This is a genomic window from Clostridium mediterraneense (genome assembly GCF_900091705.1).
In the GTDB taxonomy this organism is placed as follows: Bacteria; Bacillota; Clostridia; order Clostridiales; family Clostridiaceae; genus Sarcina; species Sarcina mediterraneense.
In genome coordinates, this window is sequence record NZ_LT594785.1 from 2,128,550 (window position 1) to 2,147,795 (window position 19,246).

Annotated in this window: 16 protein-coding genes; 2 read left to right on the forward strand and 14 right to left on the reverse strand. The window is 27.3% G+C overall.

The window, feature by feature from the left end; all coding sequences use genetic code 11:
* The 3 genes from BN8917_RS14425 to BN8917_RS11865 all read right to left on the reverse strand — a co-directional run.
* The coding region (locus tag BN8917_RS14425) for a hypothetical protein (RefSeq protein ID WP_159426744.1) at positions 1 to 5,597 on the reverse strand (5,597 nt) is incomplete at its 3' end.
* Positions 5,598 to 5,782: 185 nt separating this feature from the next.
* Complete coding sequence (locus tag BN8917_RS11860) at positions 5,783 to 6,454, reverse strand: NAD(P)H-dependent oxidoreductase (protein WP_066874670.1); 672 nt, start codon at positions 6,452 to 6,454, stop codon at positions 5,783 to 5,785.
* A gap of 39 nt (positions 6,455 to 6,493) precedes the next feature.
* On the reverse strand, positions 6,494 to 7,156 hold the full coding sequence (locus BN8917_RS11865; protein ID WP_066874671.1) for an NAD(P)H-dependent oxidoreductase: 663 nt from the start codon (positions 7,154 to 7,156) through the stop codon (positions 6,494 to 6,496).
* A 271-nt stretch (positions 7,157 to 7,427) separates the two neighbouring features.
* Here BN8917_RS11865 and BN8917_RS11870 point away from each other — a divergent pair, with 271 nt between their 5' ends.
* Positions 7,428 to 7,991, forward strand: coding sequence for a class IV adenylate cyclase (locus BN8917_RS11870; protein ID WP_066874673.1), 564 nt, complete (start codon positions 7,428 to 7,430; stop codon positions 7,989 to 7,991).
* Between the two features lie 67 nt (positions 7,992 to 8,058).
* On the opposite strand, the gene BN8917_RS11875 is transcribed toward BN8917_RS11870, so the two are convergent.
* Positions 8,059 to 8,478, reverse strand: coding sequence for a hypothetical protein (locus BN8917_RS11875; protein ID WP_066874675.1), 420 nt, complete (start codon positions 8,476 to 8,478; stop codon positions 8,059 to 8,061).
* A 116-nt stretch (positions 8,479 to 8,594) separates the two neighbouring features.
* Here BN8917_RS11875 and BN8917_RS11880 point away from each other — a divergent pair, with 116 nt between their 5' ends.
* On the forward strand, positions 8,595 to 9,554 hold the full coding sequence (locus tag BN8917_RS11880) for a ribonuclease Z (protein WP_066874677.1): 960 nt from the start codon (positions 8,595 to 8,597) through the stop codon (positions 9,552 to 9,554).
* Between the two features lie 88 nt (positions 9,555 to 9,642).
* Here BN8917_RS11880 and BN8917_RS11885 read toward each other — a convergent pair whose 3' ends face one another.
* Genes BN8917_RS11885 through aroF form a run of 10 tightly spaced genes read right to left on the reverse strand, consistent with a single transcriptional unit; the run spans position 9,643 to position 18,806 of the window.
* Entirely contained in the window at positions 9,643 to 10,497 is an 855-nt protein-coding gene (locus tag BN8917_RS11885; protein ID WP_066874679.1) for a DegV family protein, read from the reverse strand.
* 33 nt (positions 10,498 to 10,530) lie between these two features.
* Positions 10,531 to 11,373, reverse strand: a complete 843-nt coding sequence (locus tag BN8917_RS11890; protein ID WP_066874681.1) for a prephenate dehydrogenase — start codon at positions 11,371 to 11,373, stop codon at positions 10,531 to 10,533.
* 25 nt (positions 11,374 to 11,398) lie between these two features.
* Positions 11,399 to 11,839, reverse strand: a complete 441-nt coding sequence (gene aroQ, locus BN8917_RS11895; RefSeq protein WP_066874683.1) for a type II 3-dehydroquinate dehydratase — start codon at positions 11,837 to 11,839, stop codon at positions 11,399 to 11,401.
* Positions 11,840 to 11,860: 21 nt separating this feature from the next.
* Positions 11,861 to 12,361, reverse strand: a complete 501-nt coding sequence (locus BN8917_RS11900) for a shikimate kinase (protein ID WP_066874685.1) — start codon at positions 12,359 to 12,361, stop codon at positions 11,861 to 11,863.
* 14 nt (positions 12,362 to 12,375) lie between these two features.
* Complete coding sequence (gene aroE, locus BN8917_RS11905; RefSeq protein WP_066874687.1) at positions 12,376 to 13,194, reverse strand: shikimate dehydrogenase; 819 nt, start codon at positions 13,192 to 13,194, stop codon at positions 12,376 to 12,378.
* 20 nt (positions 13,195 to 13,214) lie between these two features.
* Complete coding sequence (gene pheA / locus BN8917_RS11910; protein ID WP_066874689.1) at positions 13,215 to 14,330, reverse strand: prephenate dehydratase; 1,116 nt, start codon at positions 14,328 to 14,330, stop codon at positions 13,215 to 13,217.
* 52 nt (positions 14,331 to 14,382) lie between these two features.
* Positions 14,383 to 15,462: a chorismate synthase gene (gene aroC / locus BN8917_RS11915; RefSeq protein WP_066874691.1), complete on the reverse strand. Its 1,080-nt coding sequence runs from the start codon at positions 15,460 to 15,462 to the stop codon at positions 14,383 to 14,385.
* Positions 15,440 to 16,732 carry a 3-phosphoshikimate 1-carboxyvinyltransferase gene (aroA, locus tag BN8917_RS11920; protein ID WP_066874692.1) on the reverse strand — a complete coding sequence of 431 codons (1,293 nt, stop codon included), beginning with the start codon at positions 16,730 to 16,732 and terminating at the stop codon, positions 15,440 to 15,442. The genes aroC and aroA overlap by 23 nt, the downstream gene beginning before the upstream one ends.
* A gap of 11 nt (positions 16,733 to 16,743) precedes the next feature.
* Positions 16,744 to 17,793 carry a 3-dehydroquinate synthase gene (aroB, locus tag BN8917_RS11925; protein WP_066874693.1) on the reverse strand — a complete coding sequence of 350 codons (1,050 nt, stop codon included), beginning with the start codon at positions 17,791 to 17,793 and terminating at the stop codon, positions 16,744 to 16,746.
* Entirely contained in the window at positions 17,793 to 18,806 is a 1,014-nt protein-coding gene (aroF, locus tag BN8917_RS11930) for a 3-deoxy-7-phosphoheptulonate synthase (protein WP_066874694.1), read from the reverse strand. The genes aroB and aroF overlap by 1 nt, the downstream gene beginning before the upstream one ends.
* Between the last annotated feature and the right edge of the window lie 440 nt (positions 18,807 to 19,246).

The following is a 19,246-nucleotide window of genomic DNA, read 5'->3' on the forward strand; positions in this document are numbered from 1 at the left end:
CTAGCCATGTGATAAACAATATTCATATTATTAGCTACATAATACTTAGGTAATTGATTAATATTAGTTTTCACTCCATTAACTGTTACATAATCTATATGATAATTTTCTAAAGTAGGTATGCTTTCATTATTAATAGAATCACCAATATTACCTGTTTCTGTGTAATTATATTTATCTCCTGTAACTGCTTTTCCATCTGAATAAACTGTACTTACATTAAGAGTAGTATTCTCTAAAGAACTATCAAGACTATCTCCTAAATATACAAGTCCTCTTGGAGTTAATTCAAATACACTAGTTTTATTTACATCATAAGAATTTTGTAAAACTCCATCTTTATATACATATGAAGCACTTATTTTAGAACTTGTTTTATAATCTATAACTATTTTATCTCCATATTTAAATCCTAAATTATTAAATGCATTATATATTTCAGTTTTTGGCCATTCTCCACCATCTAGTATTAAAGTCTTAATTGGCTTATTATTTTTATCATATAATCCTATACCAAATGCTTCACCATGAACATATGCACTAATCCTTGACCAACCCTCTTTAACATTAATTTTCATGTCTCCACTGTTAAATTCTAATGTTCCTAATGCATTTCCCCAATAATTATTTATAGTAATTTTAGAATTATTTAAAGGTGTAGCCCCTTCTTGAAGCTCTTCTTGTGGCATTGAATTTATAAGATCTTGAGCTATCGGCTTTTGATTATCATTAGTAACCTTAGTTAAAGCTTCCTTTATTGAGTTAACATACTTATTATACTGTGCTGATGTACCATCATTTAAAATAATATTTTTAATTTGTAATAATACATCATACATAGGCATTGGATAATCTTTGAATATACTTATAATTTGCTCACTAAGATCAATATAATCTTGTGCTGTTAAGTTATGATTTGTTTTCATTAAAGCAATTTTATCAAGCCATGCTCTTACATTTAAAGGTTCTATTTTTATAGCTTCATTTATTGCATTCATTTTATCTTGATATGATATATCAGAATTTGCAAGCCATAAATATTCACTAGATTTCTTTAAAAGCTGAGGATTAATATTTTGATATAATAAATCATAATTTGCAGTATTTGGATTTGTGGATATTCCTTTAGACCATCCACTAATATCTCCACCATATGTTTTAGACCATCCATAAATATTATTTCCTATATTCCATTTATGATCATTATTATAGAATACAAAAACTTCATGTTGACCTGCATCTTGTATTACATGTTGAGCTGGAATACCAAATACCTGACAGGCTGATGCTCCTAAAATAGATATTGAATAACAAACTCCTCCATCATACCAGACATCTGCTAGATTAGGATGTGGACCATAAAAATCTGAATTATCAAAAACACTTTGACCTGTATGTGGGTTATTTTCTTCATAAACTATTGTATATGCTATATTATTTAATCCATTTGCACCTGAATTTATAAATGCATTATGATTTTGCATTATTATAGATCTTAACTCCATTATCTGAGAGTTAGATATATTAGTATTTACAACATATTCTATCTCTCTAATACCTAGAGTCTTAAATATAGGTAGCATTCCACCTTCTGCATTTAAAGTTTCAAATATATTATATCTTTCAACAGGACTTCCTACAGTTACTGTATCTCCATATCCATAATAATGTGTACTTGGCCAAGCCATGATAGGAGTTGCATTACTTATAGCTGTCGCTACAGCTAACTTTAAATTAAATCCTGATCTTGAATTAGTATACTTATTCCATATATCAGACCAAATTTGTAATCCATTTATATTTATTGTTGGATTTATACCTTCTAAATATTCTTGCATAGCAGTATTATTATTTAAGACCCAATTTATAAATTCTTTATTTGCTTCACTCTTATTAAAGAAAGTTTCTAAATTATTTAGTCCAATTCTTGTTATAAATTCTCTCGTAGTAATTTCATAATTTAATTTACTATTACTCATAGTATTACTATTTATATTAGAATTTACTTGTGATTGAATATCAGAATTTAAGGTATTAAGATAACTTGCTATATCACCTGAATTATTTATAGTAATTACAGGCTCTGTAGCTCTAGCTATTGATAAAGTATTATTTGTATTTGCCTCTAATAAATACTTAGAATTACTTGGAGTATTTGATGCTACTTGTATTGGGAATAATTTATTATTTATATCTAAAGCAAATGTATAAGTTTCATCCTTATTTAATTTATCTAAAGCTGATTCTGGTATTATACCTTGTACACTTAAAGAATTATTATCTGACATACTTGTATTTACTGAATCTACAACTTGATTGCTTGAATTTAAAATAACTAATTTTTTATTACCGTTTAATATACTTTCACTTTGTCCATCTGCTAAATTACTATCTATAACTAAATTATTATTATTCCATGTAATATTACTTGTATAAGCATTTTGTCCAAAGTTAACTCTTACAAGACCTTCTTTTGTTATTTTAAAGTATTCTTCTTCACCACTTATATTTCCTAAAATTGTATTTCCATTTAAAATAGCTGGTTTAGAAATTGTATTATTATAACTTAGTCCTATTATATCTCCATAGTTAAATGATTTACCATTTATAGCTTCCGTAACATCTAATGTTACTCCGTTATTTATTGAAGTATTAAATAGCTTTTCTCCATTACTATTATATAAATCAAAGTTGAAGTAATGAGATTTTCCATTACCGAAACTATCGGTATAATTATTTACAACAAATTTCATAGTTTCTGGATCAAATCCTATACTTGATGATATTTGACCATAACTACCTTTAGAGTTATAAAAGTTTATATAACTATTTTGTAACGCTATATTTGATTCCATTGTTGGATTAATATGTGTTGGTATATATCCTTCTGATGATACTACTATATTTGTATTACTTGTAAATCCATCTTTATCACTTATAGCAATATTAAAATTACCATCCGCATCAGTCATTCCTTTAAATATATTTCCATCAACAGAAACTTCAACAGAGGTATTAGGTTTTGCTTGTCCTTCTATATTAGTAGATGTTACTTTAATATTACTTAAAATATCTAATGGTTTTACATTAATAAATTTATTATCTAAATTTACAAGTCCCTCATTTGTTATTTCAAAATATTCATTAGAACCATCCGTATTTCCAATCATTTTTTTACCATCATATACATTAGCTTTTACAAGATCTGGATTATATGAAACTTCGATTATATCACCTACGTTATAGCTCTTATTATTAATATTAGCTACGAAGTCATTAATATTATTTAATTTATCTCCATTAAATGAATATATTATATTCCCATTTTTAGGATTAATAAGTTTTATTTTTAAAGCATTTTCAAAAAATACACCTGTATATGTCATTCCACCAGGATATTGTACTGCATTTAATTTATTATTAGATGGATTAAATGTTACATTAAAAATAGGAAGATTTGTATTATTTAAAACTTGTATTCTATTAGTATTTATATTAATAAGTTTAGAATCATACTGTACTGTTAAATTTTCATTATTATTGTTATTAACAAAAACTCTAACTTCCCCTCCTATTTGAGTATCACTAAATGGTATTTCTAATGAGAATTCACCGTTATTATTTGATTTAACTACTTTAGTTATATCCCCATAAGATATAGTTACATCAGTATTAGGTAACGTTTTACCTGTTAAACTTAAATTTTTAGAACCTGTATATAATATTGGAGAAGTTGTTAAATTCTTATTTTCTACTGGAACTAACCCATTTGGTGTTATTCTAAATGACTTAAAACAATTTACACAATTAATACCTGTCTTTCCATCAAGTAATAATAATGACCCATTTGTTAGCTTTATTTGTTTAGTTTCATATACAGAAATTATATCTCCATATTCAAAATGAGCACCATTTAAATTGTTTTTTGAAGTATATGCCTTAAAATCAGATGTACCACAACTTGCTATAACAGCCCCTGTTTTTCCACTTATAAGTTGAGCTGCAAAATTGTTTCCCCAAGGTGCAGAATTAACCACAGTCATTGTAGCTGGATTAAAACTTAATTTTTGTGCAATTACTCCATCCTCTCCAGGAATTAATATATTAGAGTTTAATATTCCTAACTTTTTATTTACACTTGGTTTTATACTTGTTGCAAGTTCACCTACTGTTTCTACTAAAATATTAGTTGAATCTGTGAATCCATTAGTATCTGATATATTAATTTTAAAGTCACCATTAGTATTAGATTTACCAGTGAAAGCTTTTCCATCTACAATTACATTTACATCTTGATTAGGTTTATTAATTTTTCCTGAAATAACTCCTGATGTTACTTTTCCCTCCCCTAAAACACTAAAAGGATTAATTTCTATTTCAGGCATATTAGAAACTTTTAGTCCTTCTGGTGTTATTAATAATTGAACTGATTTAGTCATTACACAATTACTTTGTCCATCAAAATTACTTATATCTGTTTCAACTGGTCCTATAGGAGTAATCTTTATAATATCTCCATAATTAAAACTTAAATTATTAAAGTCATTATATAAATCGCTTGCTCTATCCCATGCATTATATGTTTTAGATTTTATTAACTTACCCTCACTAGAATACATAGAAACATTAACTGCATTTCCAGAAAAGTTTCCAAAGAAAGCTGTCATAGAACCACTTATATTTATTTTCATATCTGCTGGATTAAAGGAAATAACATCTGTCTTATATCTACTTCCATTCCAGTTTCCCATTATTGTTATATTATTTTTTATAATTTTATATACTTCAGGATTTAATGTAGGAGCTATATTTTCTAGTTGTTCTCCCTTAATAAAAACTTCTATATTAGTTGATGCTGAGACTTCTTTATCTAGATTTATATTTAAATTAAAATCTCCATTATCATTTGATTTAACATTATATGTTTTATTATCTATATAAAAATAAACTTCTGTATCAGCTAATGTCTTCCCACTTATATCTAATTTATTAGATCCTAAAACATAATAAACTGGATTTACATTTAATGTTCCATCTAATTGCTTTAATCCATTTTGAGTTATTTCCATAGAAATAACTTTATTTGTTGAATAATCAGCTTTTCCATCAAAATTACTTATCTTTGTTTCAACAGGACCTATAGGAGTAATCTTTATAATATCTCCATAATTAAAACTTAAATTATTAAAATCATTATATAAGCTTTGTGCTGTATCGTTGGCATTATATGTCTTAGATTTTATTAATTTACCATCATTAGAATATAGAGAAACTTCAAATGCTTTTCCACAAAAGTTTCCAAAATAAGCTGTCATAGAACCACTTATATTTATTTTCATATCCGCTGGATTAAATGATATAATATCTGTTTTATATTTACCACCATTCCAATTTCCCATTAAAGTTATACTATTTTTATTAAGTTCATTAATATTTGAATTAAGATTAATACTATCTTTATCATTATGTATATCATTTGTATTTTGACTTAATAAAACGATATTATTTCTTTTATAATTATGAAGTGCTAATGGCTGAACATTCATAACTGAAACACCAGCCAAAGCTATGATTGATAATATCTTTTTACTCTTCATATACTCCTTCTCCCATCTTTTATTGTTATATAATTTATTATATAAATTCCAAACAGGCATTATTTACAAAAACGTTTCACTTTTTTCATTAATCTTACTTTTTTTGTATATTCATTAGACTAAATATAAATTATTTAAAACAAAAAGGTAATCTATATAAAATATAGATTACCTTTTTATTTGCTTTATTTTATCCAACTAATTATATCTTTTGCATCTCTTCTTGATTTTTCTCTATGTGGTTCTTCTTTTCTATATCCAAATACTATCATATAAGTAACTTCAAAATGATCTGTATCTATAAGATTTCTTTCAGCTAACATTTCTTCTATCTTCTTAGCATCTATTCCTTCAATAGCACATGAATCTACACCAAGCATTGCAGCTGTTGTCATCATATTTCCCATTGCTATGTATGTTTGTCTTCTTGACCATTCTAATACTTTTTCATCTGTATTATCTAAATCAAATAAATTCTTTTGATATCCTTCTAAAGTATTCTTAACATATGAGTAAACTTCTTCTCCAGCACCTTTAACATTTAACCATAAATCTTTAATATATTCTGAATCATATCTCATATCTACAGTTTTTCTTGTTAAACCTAAAATAGCATGGCTAGTTGTTGGCATTTGTCTTTGAACACCCCATGACACTTCTGCCATTTTATCCATAAGTTCTCTATCTTCAATCACCATGAACTTCCATGGTTCAAGTCCAAATGAACTTGGTGATAATCTAGCTGTTTCAACTATTGTTTCCATGTCTTCTTGTGGTACTTTTCTACCATCAAATTCTTTTGCTGCAAATCTAAAATTAAAAATATCTAATATATCTTGTCTATCTATCTTTTTCATCTTTTGTTCTCCTCTTAATATATTAATCTTAAAATAAAATTATTTTATATATGAAACTACATCCTCAAAACTTTGTCTTGTCTTTGGTCTTGGTTCATTTTTTCTATAACCAAAAGCAACTGTTGTTCCAACAGTAAACTCTTCTTTATCTAACATACCTTCTTTTAATAAAATCTTTTCAACAGTTGCTCTATCAAATCCACCTATCGCACATGAATCAATTTTTAGAAGTGCTGCTGTATACATCATATTCATAAGTGCCATATGAGTTTGTGTATTTGAATACATATAAACTAAATCATCTCTGTTTTCGAACTCTCCAAAACGTTCATTTAATAATTCATTAATTGTATTCTTCATTTGAGCTTTTATTTCATCTGGTACTTTTTTAACATCATTTAATAAATAATCTATGTATCCAGTTTCGTTGCTCAATGATTTATTTGTTCTAGTTAACATAACTACAAAATGACTACATGTTGGAATTTGTCTTCTTCCACCCCATGAAGCATTTCCTATCTCATTTTTATACTCTTCATTTTCTATAACAACAAACTTCCATGGCTCAAGCCCTAAAGAACTTGGTGCAAGTCTTCCTGATTCTAAAATTAGGTTAAAATCTTTCTCATCAATCTTTTTAGTTTTATCAAACTCTTTACAAGCATGTCTAAATTCTAATGAGTCTTTTATTATTTCATGCATAGTAAATACTCCTTTTATACTTTTTAAATTAATTATACTCTTTTTATTTGATTAGTCAACTAATTAAATTTACAATTTTCTTTATATTCTAAGTTTATACTCACTTAAATACTATTTAAAATTTATTTTAAACTTTTTATATTTAATAATAAAAAATTTTTTTGATAAAATTAAATAAAATACATAAAATAATCTTTATTCCTTTTAAATCCTGAGTTACTACTTTATAATAAAAGAATAGATAAATTTGAATAATTCGGAGGAAAAAATAATGCAAGAATTTGAAACTAGAATTATGGATATAAATATAGATGCTATAAGAGAAATTTGTAATAAAATCTCTGCTAAGAATGTAAAAAAAGAAAATCAAGTTAATGATATATTTGATTTCTCTGATAGAAGACTCTTAGATAAAAAAGGATATGCTAGAATTAGAACTGTAGAGGACTTATTAAATAATAAAACTATTTATTTTATGACTACAAAAAAAATGCTATCTCAAGATAAATTTAAAGTCATGGAAGAAAATGAAACAATAATAGAAGATGGAGAAATGGGAAAAAAAATATTTTACTCTCTTGGACTTGAACTTCAAGAATCTATAAAAAAATATAGAGAAAGCTATAGATATAAAAACACATTAATTGAAATTGATATAAATGATCCCAGTTTTTGTCCATTTCCATATATAGAACTAGAAACAACTTCTGAGGAAGAATTAAAAGAAGTCGTTGAACTACTTGGATATACACTAGAAGATACTACTTCAAAAACTATATATCAAATTTTAAATGAGAGGGGCTTTACTCCTAACGAAAAAGGAAAAGGTTTATAAAATATAAAAAGCTCATAGAAATCACCTTTGATTTCATGAGCTATATATTCTATATCACTATTAAATTTTAATTGAAGTTTTTGTCGAGATACTTAAGTTCTAAATGTCTATCAAGATTTTTTAAACTATCATTCAATTCATGTTTAGAAACTTTAATTACATACTTAGAATTAGTATCTGTAATGATCTCTAGATCTCCTGATTTATTATAGTAGATAAAGCTTTTTATTTCATCATATGAAATACTAATGCTATCATCTGCGTTATTTCCTTTATTAAGTTCTCCTATAACTATATTCTCATCAGTAAAAGCAACTAAGAAATTTTTAGGTGAATAATTAAATCTACTTATTAAATCATATAAAAATGATTTTGTTTTTCTATGATCAACAAAAGATCCTATTAAGTAGCTAACTATTCTACTATTACCTTGGTTTTGAAATACCGATGGAATCTCTTTGGGCGATCCATATCCGAGTTCAGACATTATATAATACACTTCCTTTTCAAAAATATTAATTATTACAAATAATTATAATCAATAACTGGTAAAAATACAACAGTTAAATTATACTTATTAAAACGCAAAAAAGAGGTGAAAATATGCTTGATTTAGCTATTTTAGGTGTAGGTGGTGGAATGCCTTTACCTGGTAGATATTTATCATCTACACTACTAAATTTCAAAGGTAGAAAAATATTAATAGATTGTGGCGAAGGCACACAAGTTTCAATGAGAGAACTTGGTTGGGGCTTCAAAACACTAGACATAATATGCATAACTCATGCTCATGGTGACCATATTGTAGGGCTCCCTGGTCTTTTATCAACTATAGGAAATAGTGGTAAAACTTCGCCTTTAACTATAATTGGTCCTGTAGGAATTACTAATATAGTTAATAGTCTTAGAGTTATCGCACCTTTTCTTCCTTATGAAATAAAAACAATAGAAACTAATAATTCTCATTTAAGATTCACTTTAAAGAATGGCGAGTTAGATTATATAGATAATAATATTGAAAATAAAACATATTATGAAAGATTAGATATAGATACAATTGTTCTAGATCATTCAGCTGATTGTGTTGGATATTCTTTTAAAGTTCCTAGAACACCTGCATTTGATGTAAAAAAAGCTATGTCTAATAATGTTCCTAAAAATTTATGGGGAGTACTTCAAAAAGGTGAAGAAGTTTTAGATAATAATATTTTATATACTCCAGATATGGTTCTTGGAGAACAACGTGATGGATTAAAATTAAGTTATATAACAGATACAAGATACTTAGAATCAATAATTGATTTTGTATCAGAAAGTGATTTATTAATTTCCGAAGGAACATATGGAGATGATGCTGATATAGAAAAGGCTATCAAAAATAAACATATGACATTTAGAGAAGCAGCTACAATTGCCCAAAAAGCAAAAGTTAATGAGCTTTTACTAACTCATTTTAGTCCTGCTATGCCAAATCCTGGACTATTTATTCATAATGCAAGAGAAGTTTTTCCAAATACAACACTTGGTGAAGAAAAACTTATAAAGAAATTAATATTTAAATAATAAAATATTATTTAATTTCAAAATAAAAATAAGATGTATGTTTTTAAGTATTTTACTATTAAATCATACATCTTATTTTTGATTTTATTTATTTTTTTGTATAATAAGCTATCCCAACACTTCCTGGCCCAACATGAAGTCCTACTATTGGACCTATATCCATTATAGGAGAGTCTAAACCTAGTTCATTTTTAAGTCTTTCTTTTAATTGAACTCCTTCATCTCTATTTAATATATGATAAACAACAGTTTCTCCAAGACCTCTCTCATTCATTTTTTCTGCAATATTTTCTATCATCTTTGTTACAGCTTTTTTATGAGTTCTAACCTTTTCTAAAAGCTCAACTTCTCCATCATTTACATGTAAAAGAGGTGTTATTTGTAATATTCCACCTATAAGAGCTGATGCTGCACCTATTCTTCCACCTTTTCTAAGATAAGTTAAAGTTCCAGGCACAAAAATTATATCTGATCTTTTAACCATATTTTCTGCATCTTCTTTCAGCTCTTTTAAAGTTTTCTTACCTTCAATTGCAGCTTTAGCAGCTTCTACAACAGCAAATCCCATGCTCATTGTTGTATTAAGTGAATCAACAAGTTCTATCTTAGCTTCTGGATATTCTTTAAGTACCATTTCTTTTATAAGATGTGATGTTGAATATGTTCCACTAAGCTTAGATGATAAAAATATACCTAAAACTTCATGTCCATCTTTAACAGCATCTATAAAAGCTGACTTAAATTCTTCAACTGTTGGCTGTGATGAAGTAGGAATAGTATCAGATTTTGCTAATCTATTATAAAAATCTACTTGATTTACATCAACTTCTCTTTCAGCCTCACCATCAAATATTACATTTAATGATATAACTTTAATATCGTACTTCTTTATATACTCTTCTGGAATGTAACTCGTACTATCTGTAATTACTTTAATTGACATAATTACCTCCTAAATTTTATAATAACTCACAAATTAAAGCTTCTTTCGTTTCTCTGAAGAATTAACAAATATTTTTTTAAGTTCCTTTTCATCTTGATTTTTTATACCTATTTTTATTTTATTAAATTCTTTCTCAAAACTTTCCATTTTAGAAATTAAATTTTCTTTATTATTGATAAAAAGTTCAGACCATAAATCTTCATTTATATTTGCTATTCTTGTTATCTCTTTGTATGAGTCACCTATGAAGGAACCTGTTTCTACCCCTAAATTATCACTATTGACTAAAGCTACTGCTATAGCATGTGGTAATTGACTAGTAAATGCTATAATTTCATCATGTTCCATTATACTTGTTTCAACTATATTGGTAAATCCCATTTTTTTTGCAAGGAATTTAACCGCCTCTATATTCTTTACTTTATTCTCATCCCTAGTTGTTATTATAAAGTTAGCACCTATAAAAACTTTTCTAGATGCATATTCAATACCTCTTTTTTCTCTACCAGCCATTGGATGAACTAAAATAAAGTCAATATTTTTAGGTATATCTATTTCTTTTACTATACTACCTTTTATTCCAGATGTATCTATTATAGTTACTCCAGATTTAAAAGTATCTCTATATTTATCTATAAAATTTTTTATATCCTTTGGATAAATACTTAAAAATATAATATCTGAGTTTTCTATAATATCAGTAGAAGCTTCACTTCCATCTATAGCTCCCTCTTCTATAATATTAAGCTCCTTAGCTTTATCTAAAGTCTTATTATTAATATCTATCCCCTTAATTTTAGCACCATATATTTTTCCTCTTAAACTAAGACCTATAGAGCCACCAATTACTCCAAGTCCCACAATTGTTATATTCACCTAAACATCCCCTCATAAAGTCTTATTAATTATTACTCTTATAATTTTCTAACGCTCTTATACCTAAAATATACCCAAAATCACCAAAGCCTGAAATCTGACCTATACAAGCTGGTGCTGTAACCGACTTATGTCTAAATTCTTCTCTTTTATATATATTACTTAAATGAACTTCTACAGTTGGAATTTCTACTCCTTTTAAAGCATCATAAATTGCTATACTATAATGAGTAAAAGCTCCTGGGTTTATTATTATGCCATCAAATCCATCAAAATAAGCTGAATGAATTTCATTAATAATTTCACCCTCTATATTACTTTGAAAAGCTACTATTTCATGAGATAATTTTTTTCCCTCTTCTATTATATTAGAAATAATATCATCAAAATTCTTTTTTCCATATATATTTTTTTCTCTAATTCCTAAAAGATTTAAATTAGGACCATTTATAAGTTTAATTTTCATTATATCACCCTAAAAATTTTTTTAAGCTAAATACTCTTTAGTTTTGAGTATTATATCCTTAGCAACATCTTCAATACTTCCATCATTAATTACTTCAATATCAAGATATTTATTATAAAGATCTATTCTTTCTCTATAAAGATTAATTACTCTTTCTTTTCCATCTTTTAAAAGAGGTCTTGAATCTACATCTATATCATCTAAAATAAGTTCTAATGGTCTATTTATAAAAACTACTACAAAGTCTTTATAATAAGCCATATTTTCTTCTTTTTTAACTACTCCTCCACCAGTTGAAATAACAACATTATCAAATCTTGATAATACTTCACAAGTTTTTGTTTCAAAAGCTCTAAATAAATCCTCACCTTGATTAAAAATCTCTTTAATACTTTTTTTAGAGCTTCTTTCTATAAATTCATCCATATCAACAAATTTAAAATTTAGCTTTTCTGAAATATATCTTCCTATTGTTGTTTTTCCCGCTCCTGGCATTCCTATTAAAACAATACCTTTCTTCATAAAACCTCTCTTATCTAAATAAACTTTTCTCTTAATTTTTCATAAATATCAATTTCTATTTTTTTATCTACTTTAAAGTCATTCCAAATTTCTTCAGCTTTCATAGCTTGAGCAACAAGCATATATAAGCCGGTAACTGTTTTTAATCCTTTTTCCTTAGCTTCTCTTAAGAATCTAGTTTCTTCAGGATTATATACAATATCACAAGCTACTTCAAAATTTTCAAATATACTTTTATCTATAGCTGTTGTTTCAATACTTGGATACATTCCACAAGGAGTTGTATTTATAACTGCATATGCTTTTTCTATATTTTCAAGCTCATCATAATTTATAAAATCTATATCATTATTATTAAACTTTTCTTTAGCTAACTCCTTATCTCTTGATACTAAAACTACTTTACTAGCCCTAGCATCTAAAAGACAATAAACTATAGCTTTTGAAGCTCCACCTGAACCTAAAACATAAAAAACTTTATCCTCAATTTCAACATTATCCTTTAAAAGCATTTCCTTAAAACCATAATAATCCGTATTATAACCATAACTTTTATTATCTTTTATAAAAATAGTATTTATAGCTCCTATTTTCTTTGCTTCATCAGAAATATAGTCAAGTTGTGGAATAATCTCTTCCTTATATGGAATAGTAACATTAGCTCCCTTTATTCCTAAAGTCTTTAAAGACTCAACAGCATTTTTTATATTTTCTCTTTTTATAGAAAACAGATTATATTTCCCATCGATATTTACTTTTTCAAATAAACTCTCATGTATTTCTGGAGAAAGGCTATGACCTAGCTTTTCTCCTATAAGTCCAAATAACTCCATATTAAATCACCTAAGCTTTCTTATTCGTATCTTTTATAAGCACCAAGTATTCTAAACTCTATACTTGATTTATTTATCTGTTCTAAAGCTTTTTTAACTTCTAAATCTTCAATATTTCCATCAACATCTATATAAAAATAATAATTAAATGAACCATTTCCAACAGGTCTTGATTCTATCTTCCTCATATTTATATTATTATCTGAAAATGCTTTAAGCTCATTCCATAGAGTTCCTGCTTTATTATCAAGATTAAAAGCAAAGGTTAACTTATTACAAAGTTCTGTTGTTTCAAGATTTTTTCCTATAATTACAAATCTTGTATAATTTTCTTTTTCATTATTTATGCTTTTTCTTAAAATATCTAATCCATAAATTTTAGCTGCTCTTTCACTAGCTATTGCAGCTTTTGTCCTATCATTTTCCTCACTTACATATCTAGCACTTATAGCTGTATTATAATATGGTATCATTTTTGCCTTATTTAAAGATTTTAAATATTCACTACTTTGCTCGAACCCTTGAATATGTGAATAAACTTCTTCTATTTCATCTATTTTTGTTCCACTTACTCCAATTAGATTATGTTCTACTTTAACTAAAGTTTCACCTACAATATTAAAATTATACTTTTTAAGTAAATCATAAACATCTGTAATAGAGCCTGTTGAAGAATTTTCTATAGGCAAAATTCCATAATCAACTTCATTAAATTTTAAGGCTTGAAAAACATCTTCAAACTTATCATAATTTTGTCTTTTATAATCTTCTCCAAAATAATTTATAAGAGCTTCTTCTCCAAATGAACCAGGTACTCCTTGGTAGGCAACCTTTATTTCTTTTCCTTTTCCCAAAGCTGCCTCTCTTTGCCCTATATTTTCAGCTTGATACTCCTTACTTATATCCATAAGGCTATGAAGCATTTTTTCTGTATATGCCTTTAACTCTGGAGTCTTTACTCTTGCCACATTTTTTTCAATAACTTCATCTTCTCTTTGCTTATTAAATATAGGTAAATTATTTACTTTCTTATATCTTGCAACATCTAAAACTATATTCATTCTTTCTTCAAAAAGTTCTATAAGCTTTTTATCTATCTCATCAATTCTTTTTCTACAATAGTCTAGATCTTTCATATACCTCTATCTCCTTTTTACACTCTATACCCCCTAAACCTCGTAGCCAAATTTATTTTTCCATTAAAGCATCTAAAACTGCAATTGCTGAAATAGTTTCTATTACAACTAAAGCTCTTTGAACTATACAAGGATCATGTCTACCATGTATTTGTATAATCTCATTTTGCATTGTTTCTATATTTACAGTTCTTTGATCCCTACTAATAGATGCTGTTGGCTTTATAGCAACTCTATGAATAATAGGCATTCCATTGCTTATTCCACCTGTTATTCCACCATTATTATTTGAATAAGTTTTTATCTTTCCATCCTCAATATAATACTCATCATTAGCCTGTGAACCTTTCATCTTAGTTATATTAAAGCCCTTTCCAAACTCTATTCCCTTAACTGCTGGTACTGAAAATGCAAGACTTGCTATTCTACTTTCTAATGAATCAAAAAATGGGTCACCAACTCCTGCTTCAAGTCCTATTATTGCAGTTTCTATAACTCCACCAACTGAATCTAAATTATTTTTTGCTTCTAAGATTTTATTTTTCATATCTTCAATCTTTGAATTATCTAAAACTGGTAGTTCTTTTTCAAGTAAAGATTCTAAAATTTCTTTATTTATTGAAATATCATCAAAAAATTCATCCTCTATATCAGCTATTGCTTTAATATGAGCTCCAACTTTAATTCCTTTTGATAAAAGAATTTGTTTTGCCATAGCTCCAACAAATACTAAAGGTGCTGTAATTCTTCCTGAAAAATGTCCACCACCTCGATAATCATTAAATCCCTTATATTTAACAAAGCCAGGATAATCTGAATGTCCTGGTCTCATTAAATCTTTAGTTCTTGAATAATCTTTAGAACGTGTATCCGCATTTTCTATCATCATTGATATAGGAGCTCCTGTTGTTTTTCCTTCAAATATTCCTGAAAGAATTACAGGTTTATCAGCTTCTTTTCTAGTTGTTGATAATCTGTTTCTACCTGGTGCTCTTCTTTCCATTTCTTTTTCTATTGCTTGCATATCAATTTCTATGCCTGGTTCTATCCCATTTACAACTACGCCTATTGCTTTTCCATGTGATTCACCAAAAATAGATATTTCTAAATTATTCCCCCATGTTCCACTCATTAAATTCACCTCCTAGTGATTTAAAATCCTGCCAAAATCCTGGATATGATTTTGATACACATGCAGGATTCTTTAAAATAACTTCTTCCTTACAAACTGTTGAAGCAATAGCTAGACTCATAGCTATCCTATGGTCATCATGACTAAATACTTCTCCACCTTTTAAGCTCTTAACTCCATTTATAATAAGCCCATCTTCAAGTTCTATTATATTAGCTCCAAGTTTATTAAGTTCTGTTGTAATAGCATTTAATCTATCACATTCCTTAATTCTAAGTCTTCCCGCATTAATAATTTTTGTTTGACCTTCTGCAACTGAAGCAACTACTGTAAGTATTGGTATTATATCTGGACAAGAAGATCCATCTATTACTGTTGATTTAAGACCACAATTAAACACTGTAAGTCCCTTATTTTCAATAAATAATCTTCCGTTCATATTTTCTAATATTTTTATAACTTCCTTATCTCCTTGTAGTGAATCTAAGTCTAGATTCTTTGATATAACATCATTCTTAAGTATTGAAGCTGCTAAATAAAATGCACCTTGAGAATAATCTCCTTCAACATCATAATCAAATGGTTCATACTTTTGATTACCTTTAATTACAAATTCTTTATAATTATGATTTATAATATCTATCCCAAATCTCTCTAGCATTGATAAAGTTAAATCGATATATCCCTTTGATTCAAGTTCTGTACTTATTATTATTTTTGAATCTGTATCAAGTAAAGGTAATGTAAACATTAATCCTGTAATAAATTGAGAACTAATATTTCCTGGAATTGTAAATTCGTCACCATTAAGCTTGCCTTCTATTTCTAAATTTAAAACTCCCTCTTCATATTTATATTCTATTCCTTGCTTATCAAATATATTGTAATAAATATCTAGAGGTCTCTTTCCTAAATTACCTCTACCTATAAATTTTATTTTATTTTGCTTTGCAATAGATATTGGAACTAAAAATCTAAGAGTTGAACCTGATTCATTACAATCTATAGTCTTAATCTCATTAGAATTTTCTTTAAAAACTCCTCTTCCATCTATAATAAAGCTCTTATCATCTTTTTGTTCTATCTTAGCCCCAAGTGATTTCATAGCTTGCATTGTAGCTATAATATCATCTGATAAATCTATATTTCCTATAGTGCTTACCCCATCTGCTAAGGCAGCACATATCACAGCTCTATGAGCCATACTTTTTGATGGAGGAACTATAACTTCACCGCTCAATTTTCTAGGACTTATTTTTATCTTAGTCATAATAATACCTCCTACTCAAAAAATTTATAATCAGTCTTATATATAAAACTTTCTCCTATATCTTTTAATAAAATTACATTTAAATTATCATTAATATTCTTCTTATCAAGTCTTATTGCTTCAATAAGCTTATTATTTTCAACATCCGCACTAACTGGCAGATTATATTTTTCTAAAATACTCTTTATTTTAAGAGCTACTCCTTTATTAGTAAGTCCTATATTTTCACTAATAAGAGATATTTGATACATTCCTATCCCAACTGCTTCACCGTGACTAAAAGTTTCATAATTATAGAAATTCTCAATAGCATGACCTAAAGTATGACCAAAGTTTAAAAGCATTCTTTCACCTTTATCTTTTTCATCATTTTCTACAACCTGTCTTTTTATATCACAGCAAGTAAATATAATTTCATCTATATTTTCTTTAAGTTCTTTTTTATCTCTAAAGGATTCTAATTTACTAAATAAATCTTTATCCTTAATAAGTCCATATTTTATAACTTCACCTAATCCATCATTAAAATATTTCTCTTCAAGAGTATTTAAAATATCAGTATCTATTAAAACTCTCTTTGGATGATAGAAACTTCCAACAAGATTTTTTCCTCTATCTAAATCTACAGCAACTTTTCCACCTACACTTGAGTCAACTTGTGCTAAAAGTGATGTTGGAATTTGAATAAAATCAATACCTCTTAAAAATGTTGATGCTACAAAACCAGCAAGGTCTCCAACAACTCCACCACCAAAAGCTATAATCAAGTCACTTCTTGTTAATCTAAAATCTAAAAGCTCATTATATATAGGAAGGAGTGAAGAAAAGTTTTTACTTTTCTCCCCTGCCTTAATAGCAATAAATTTTACTTCATAATTTGCAAGCTCTAATTGCTCCTTTAATTCATTGCAGTAAATAGCTTCTATATTAGTATCAGTTATAACAACTATTCTATTTCCAGCAAAAACTTCTTTTATATATTTTGAAAAATCTTTTCTAAGATTTTTCTTAATTAAAATATCATATTCCTTTCCTGGTATAGAAACTCTTAAACTTCTCATTATATTTCTCTTCCTACTGCTTTAGCTATTACTCTAAGTTCTTCAATAAGCTTTTCGTATTCTGATGGTTTTATTGATTGTTGTCCATCACATAAAGCATTGGCTGGATCATTGTGAACTTCTATTATAAGTCCATCAGCTCCTACTGCTACAGCAGCCTTTGATAATGGGTCAACCATCCATGCTTTACCTGCAGCATGACTTGGGTCTACTATTACTGGTAAGTGACTAAGCTTTTTAATTGCTGGAATAGCACTTAAATCTAAAGTATTTCTTGTGTAAGTTTCAAAAGTTCTAATTCCTCTTTCACAAAGTATAACTCTTTCATTTCCTCCAGCCATTATATATTCAGCTGACATTAAAAGTTCTTCTATTGTTGCTGATAAACCTCTCTTTAATAAAATAGGCTTATCTGTTTTTCCAAGCTCTTTTAATAAGTCAAAGTTTTGCATATTTCTTGCTCCAACTTGGATAACATCAACATCATCAACAAACTTATCAATCATACTTGTTGACATTATTTCAGTAACTATTGGAAGTCCTGTTTCTTTTCTTGCAAGCTTTAAAAGTTCTAAACCTTCTGCTTCAAGTCCTTGGAAGCTATAAGGTGAAGTTCTTGGCTTAAATGCACCACCTCTTAAGAATCCAGCTCCTATTTCTTTTACTGCTTTAGCTATTCCTGTTACTTGTTCTGCACTTTCAACTGAGCAAGGTCCAGCTATTAAAGCAAGTTTCTTTCCACCAATTTCTCTCCCACTAATATTGAATATTGAGTTTTCTGGGTGGAATAATCTATTTGCCTTTTTATAAGGCTCTTGAACGCTCATTATCTTTTCTACATTTTTATTTGCTTCAATTTTTGATGGATCTACTTTACTTGTATCTCCTATAATTCCTAATATATTTTTTTCTTGACCATTTATCATTTGTACGTCTACTCCTAAACTGTGAATTTTATCTATTAATTTCTTTACCTCTTGTTCTGGTGTTTTTTGTTTTAAAATTACTATCATAACTAATCATCCTCCTAAATCTTTCACTTTATTTTTTAATTTATATTTATTTTTTAAAACTGATACTGATTATTTGAAACTAATACGATATTTATTTTATATTATATTTTTGATTATAAAGTAAAAAAAATAAGACTCTCTCTAATGAGTCTTATTTTAAAACAATATGCCCGTTTTGCCAATATTAATATAGAGTCAATTATATTTATCCCCTCATTAGGTAAAATTTATTTATTTTTTTATAACAAAATAGAGCCATGCTAAAGTAAAAGCTTAGGCTATAATAAAAGCTATAAAAATATCCTACAAAATTTTTACCTATTTGATTAAACATAATTGCCTCCTAAATTTCTAATTAATTCCAATTTTAGTTTTTATTATACTCTTGTTCAAATTAAAGTCAAGCTTTTTTTATTTGTTAAAATATCATATTCACTTTA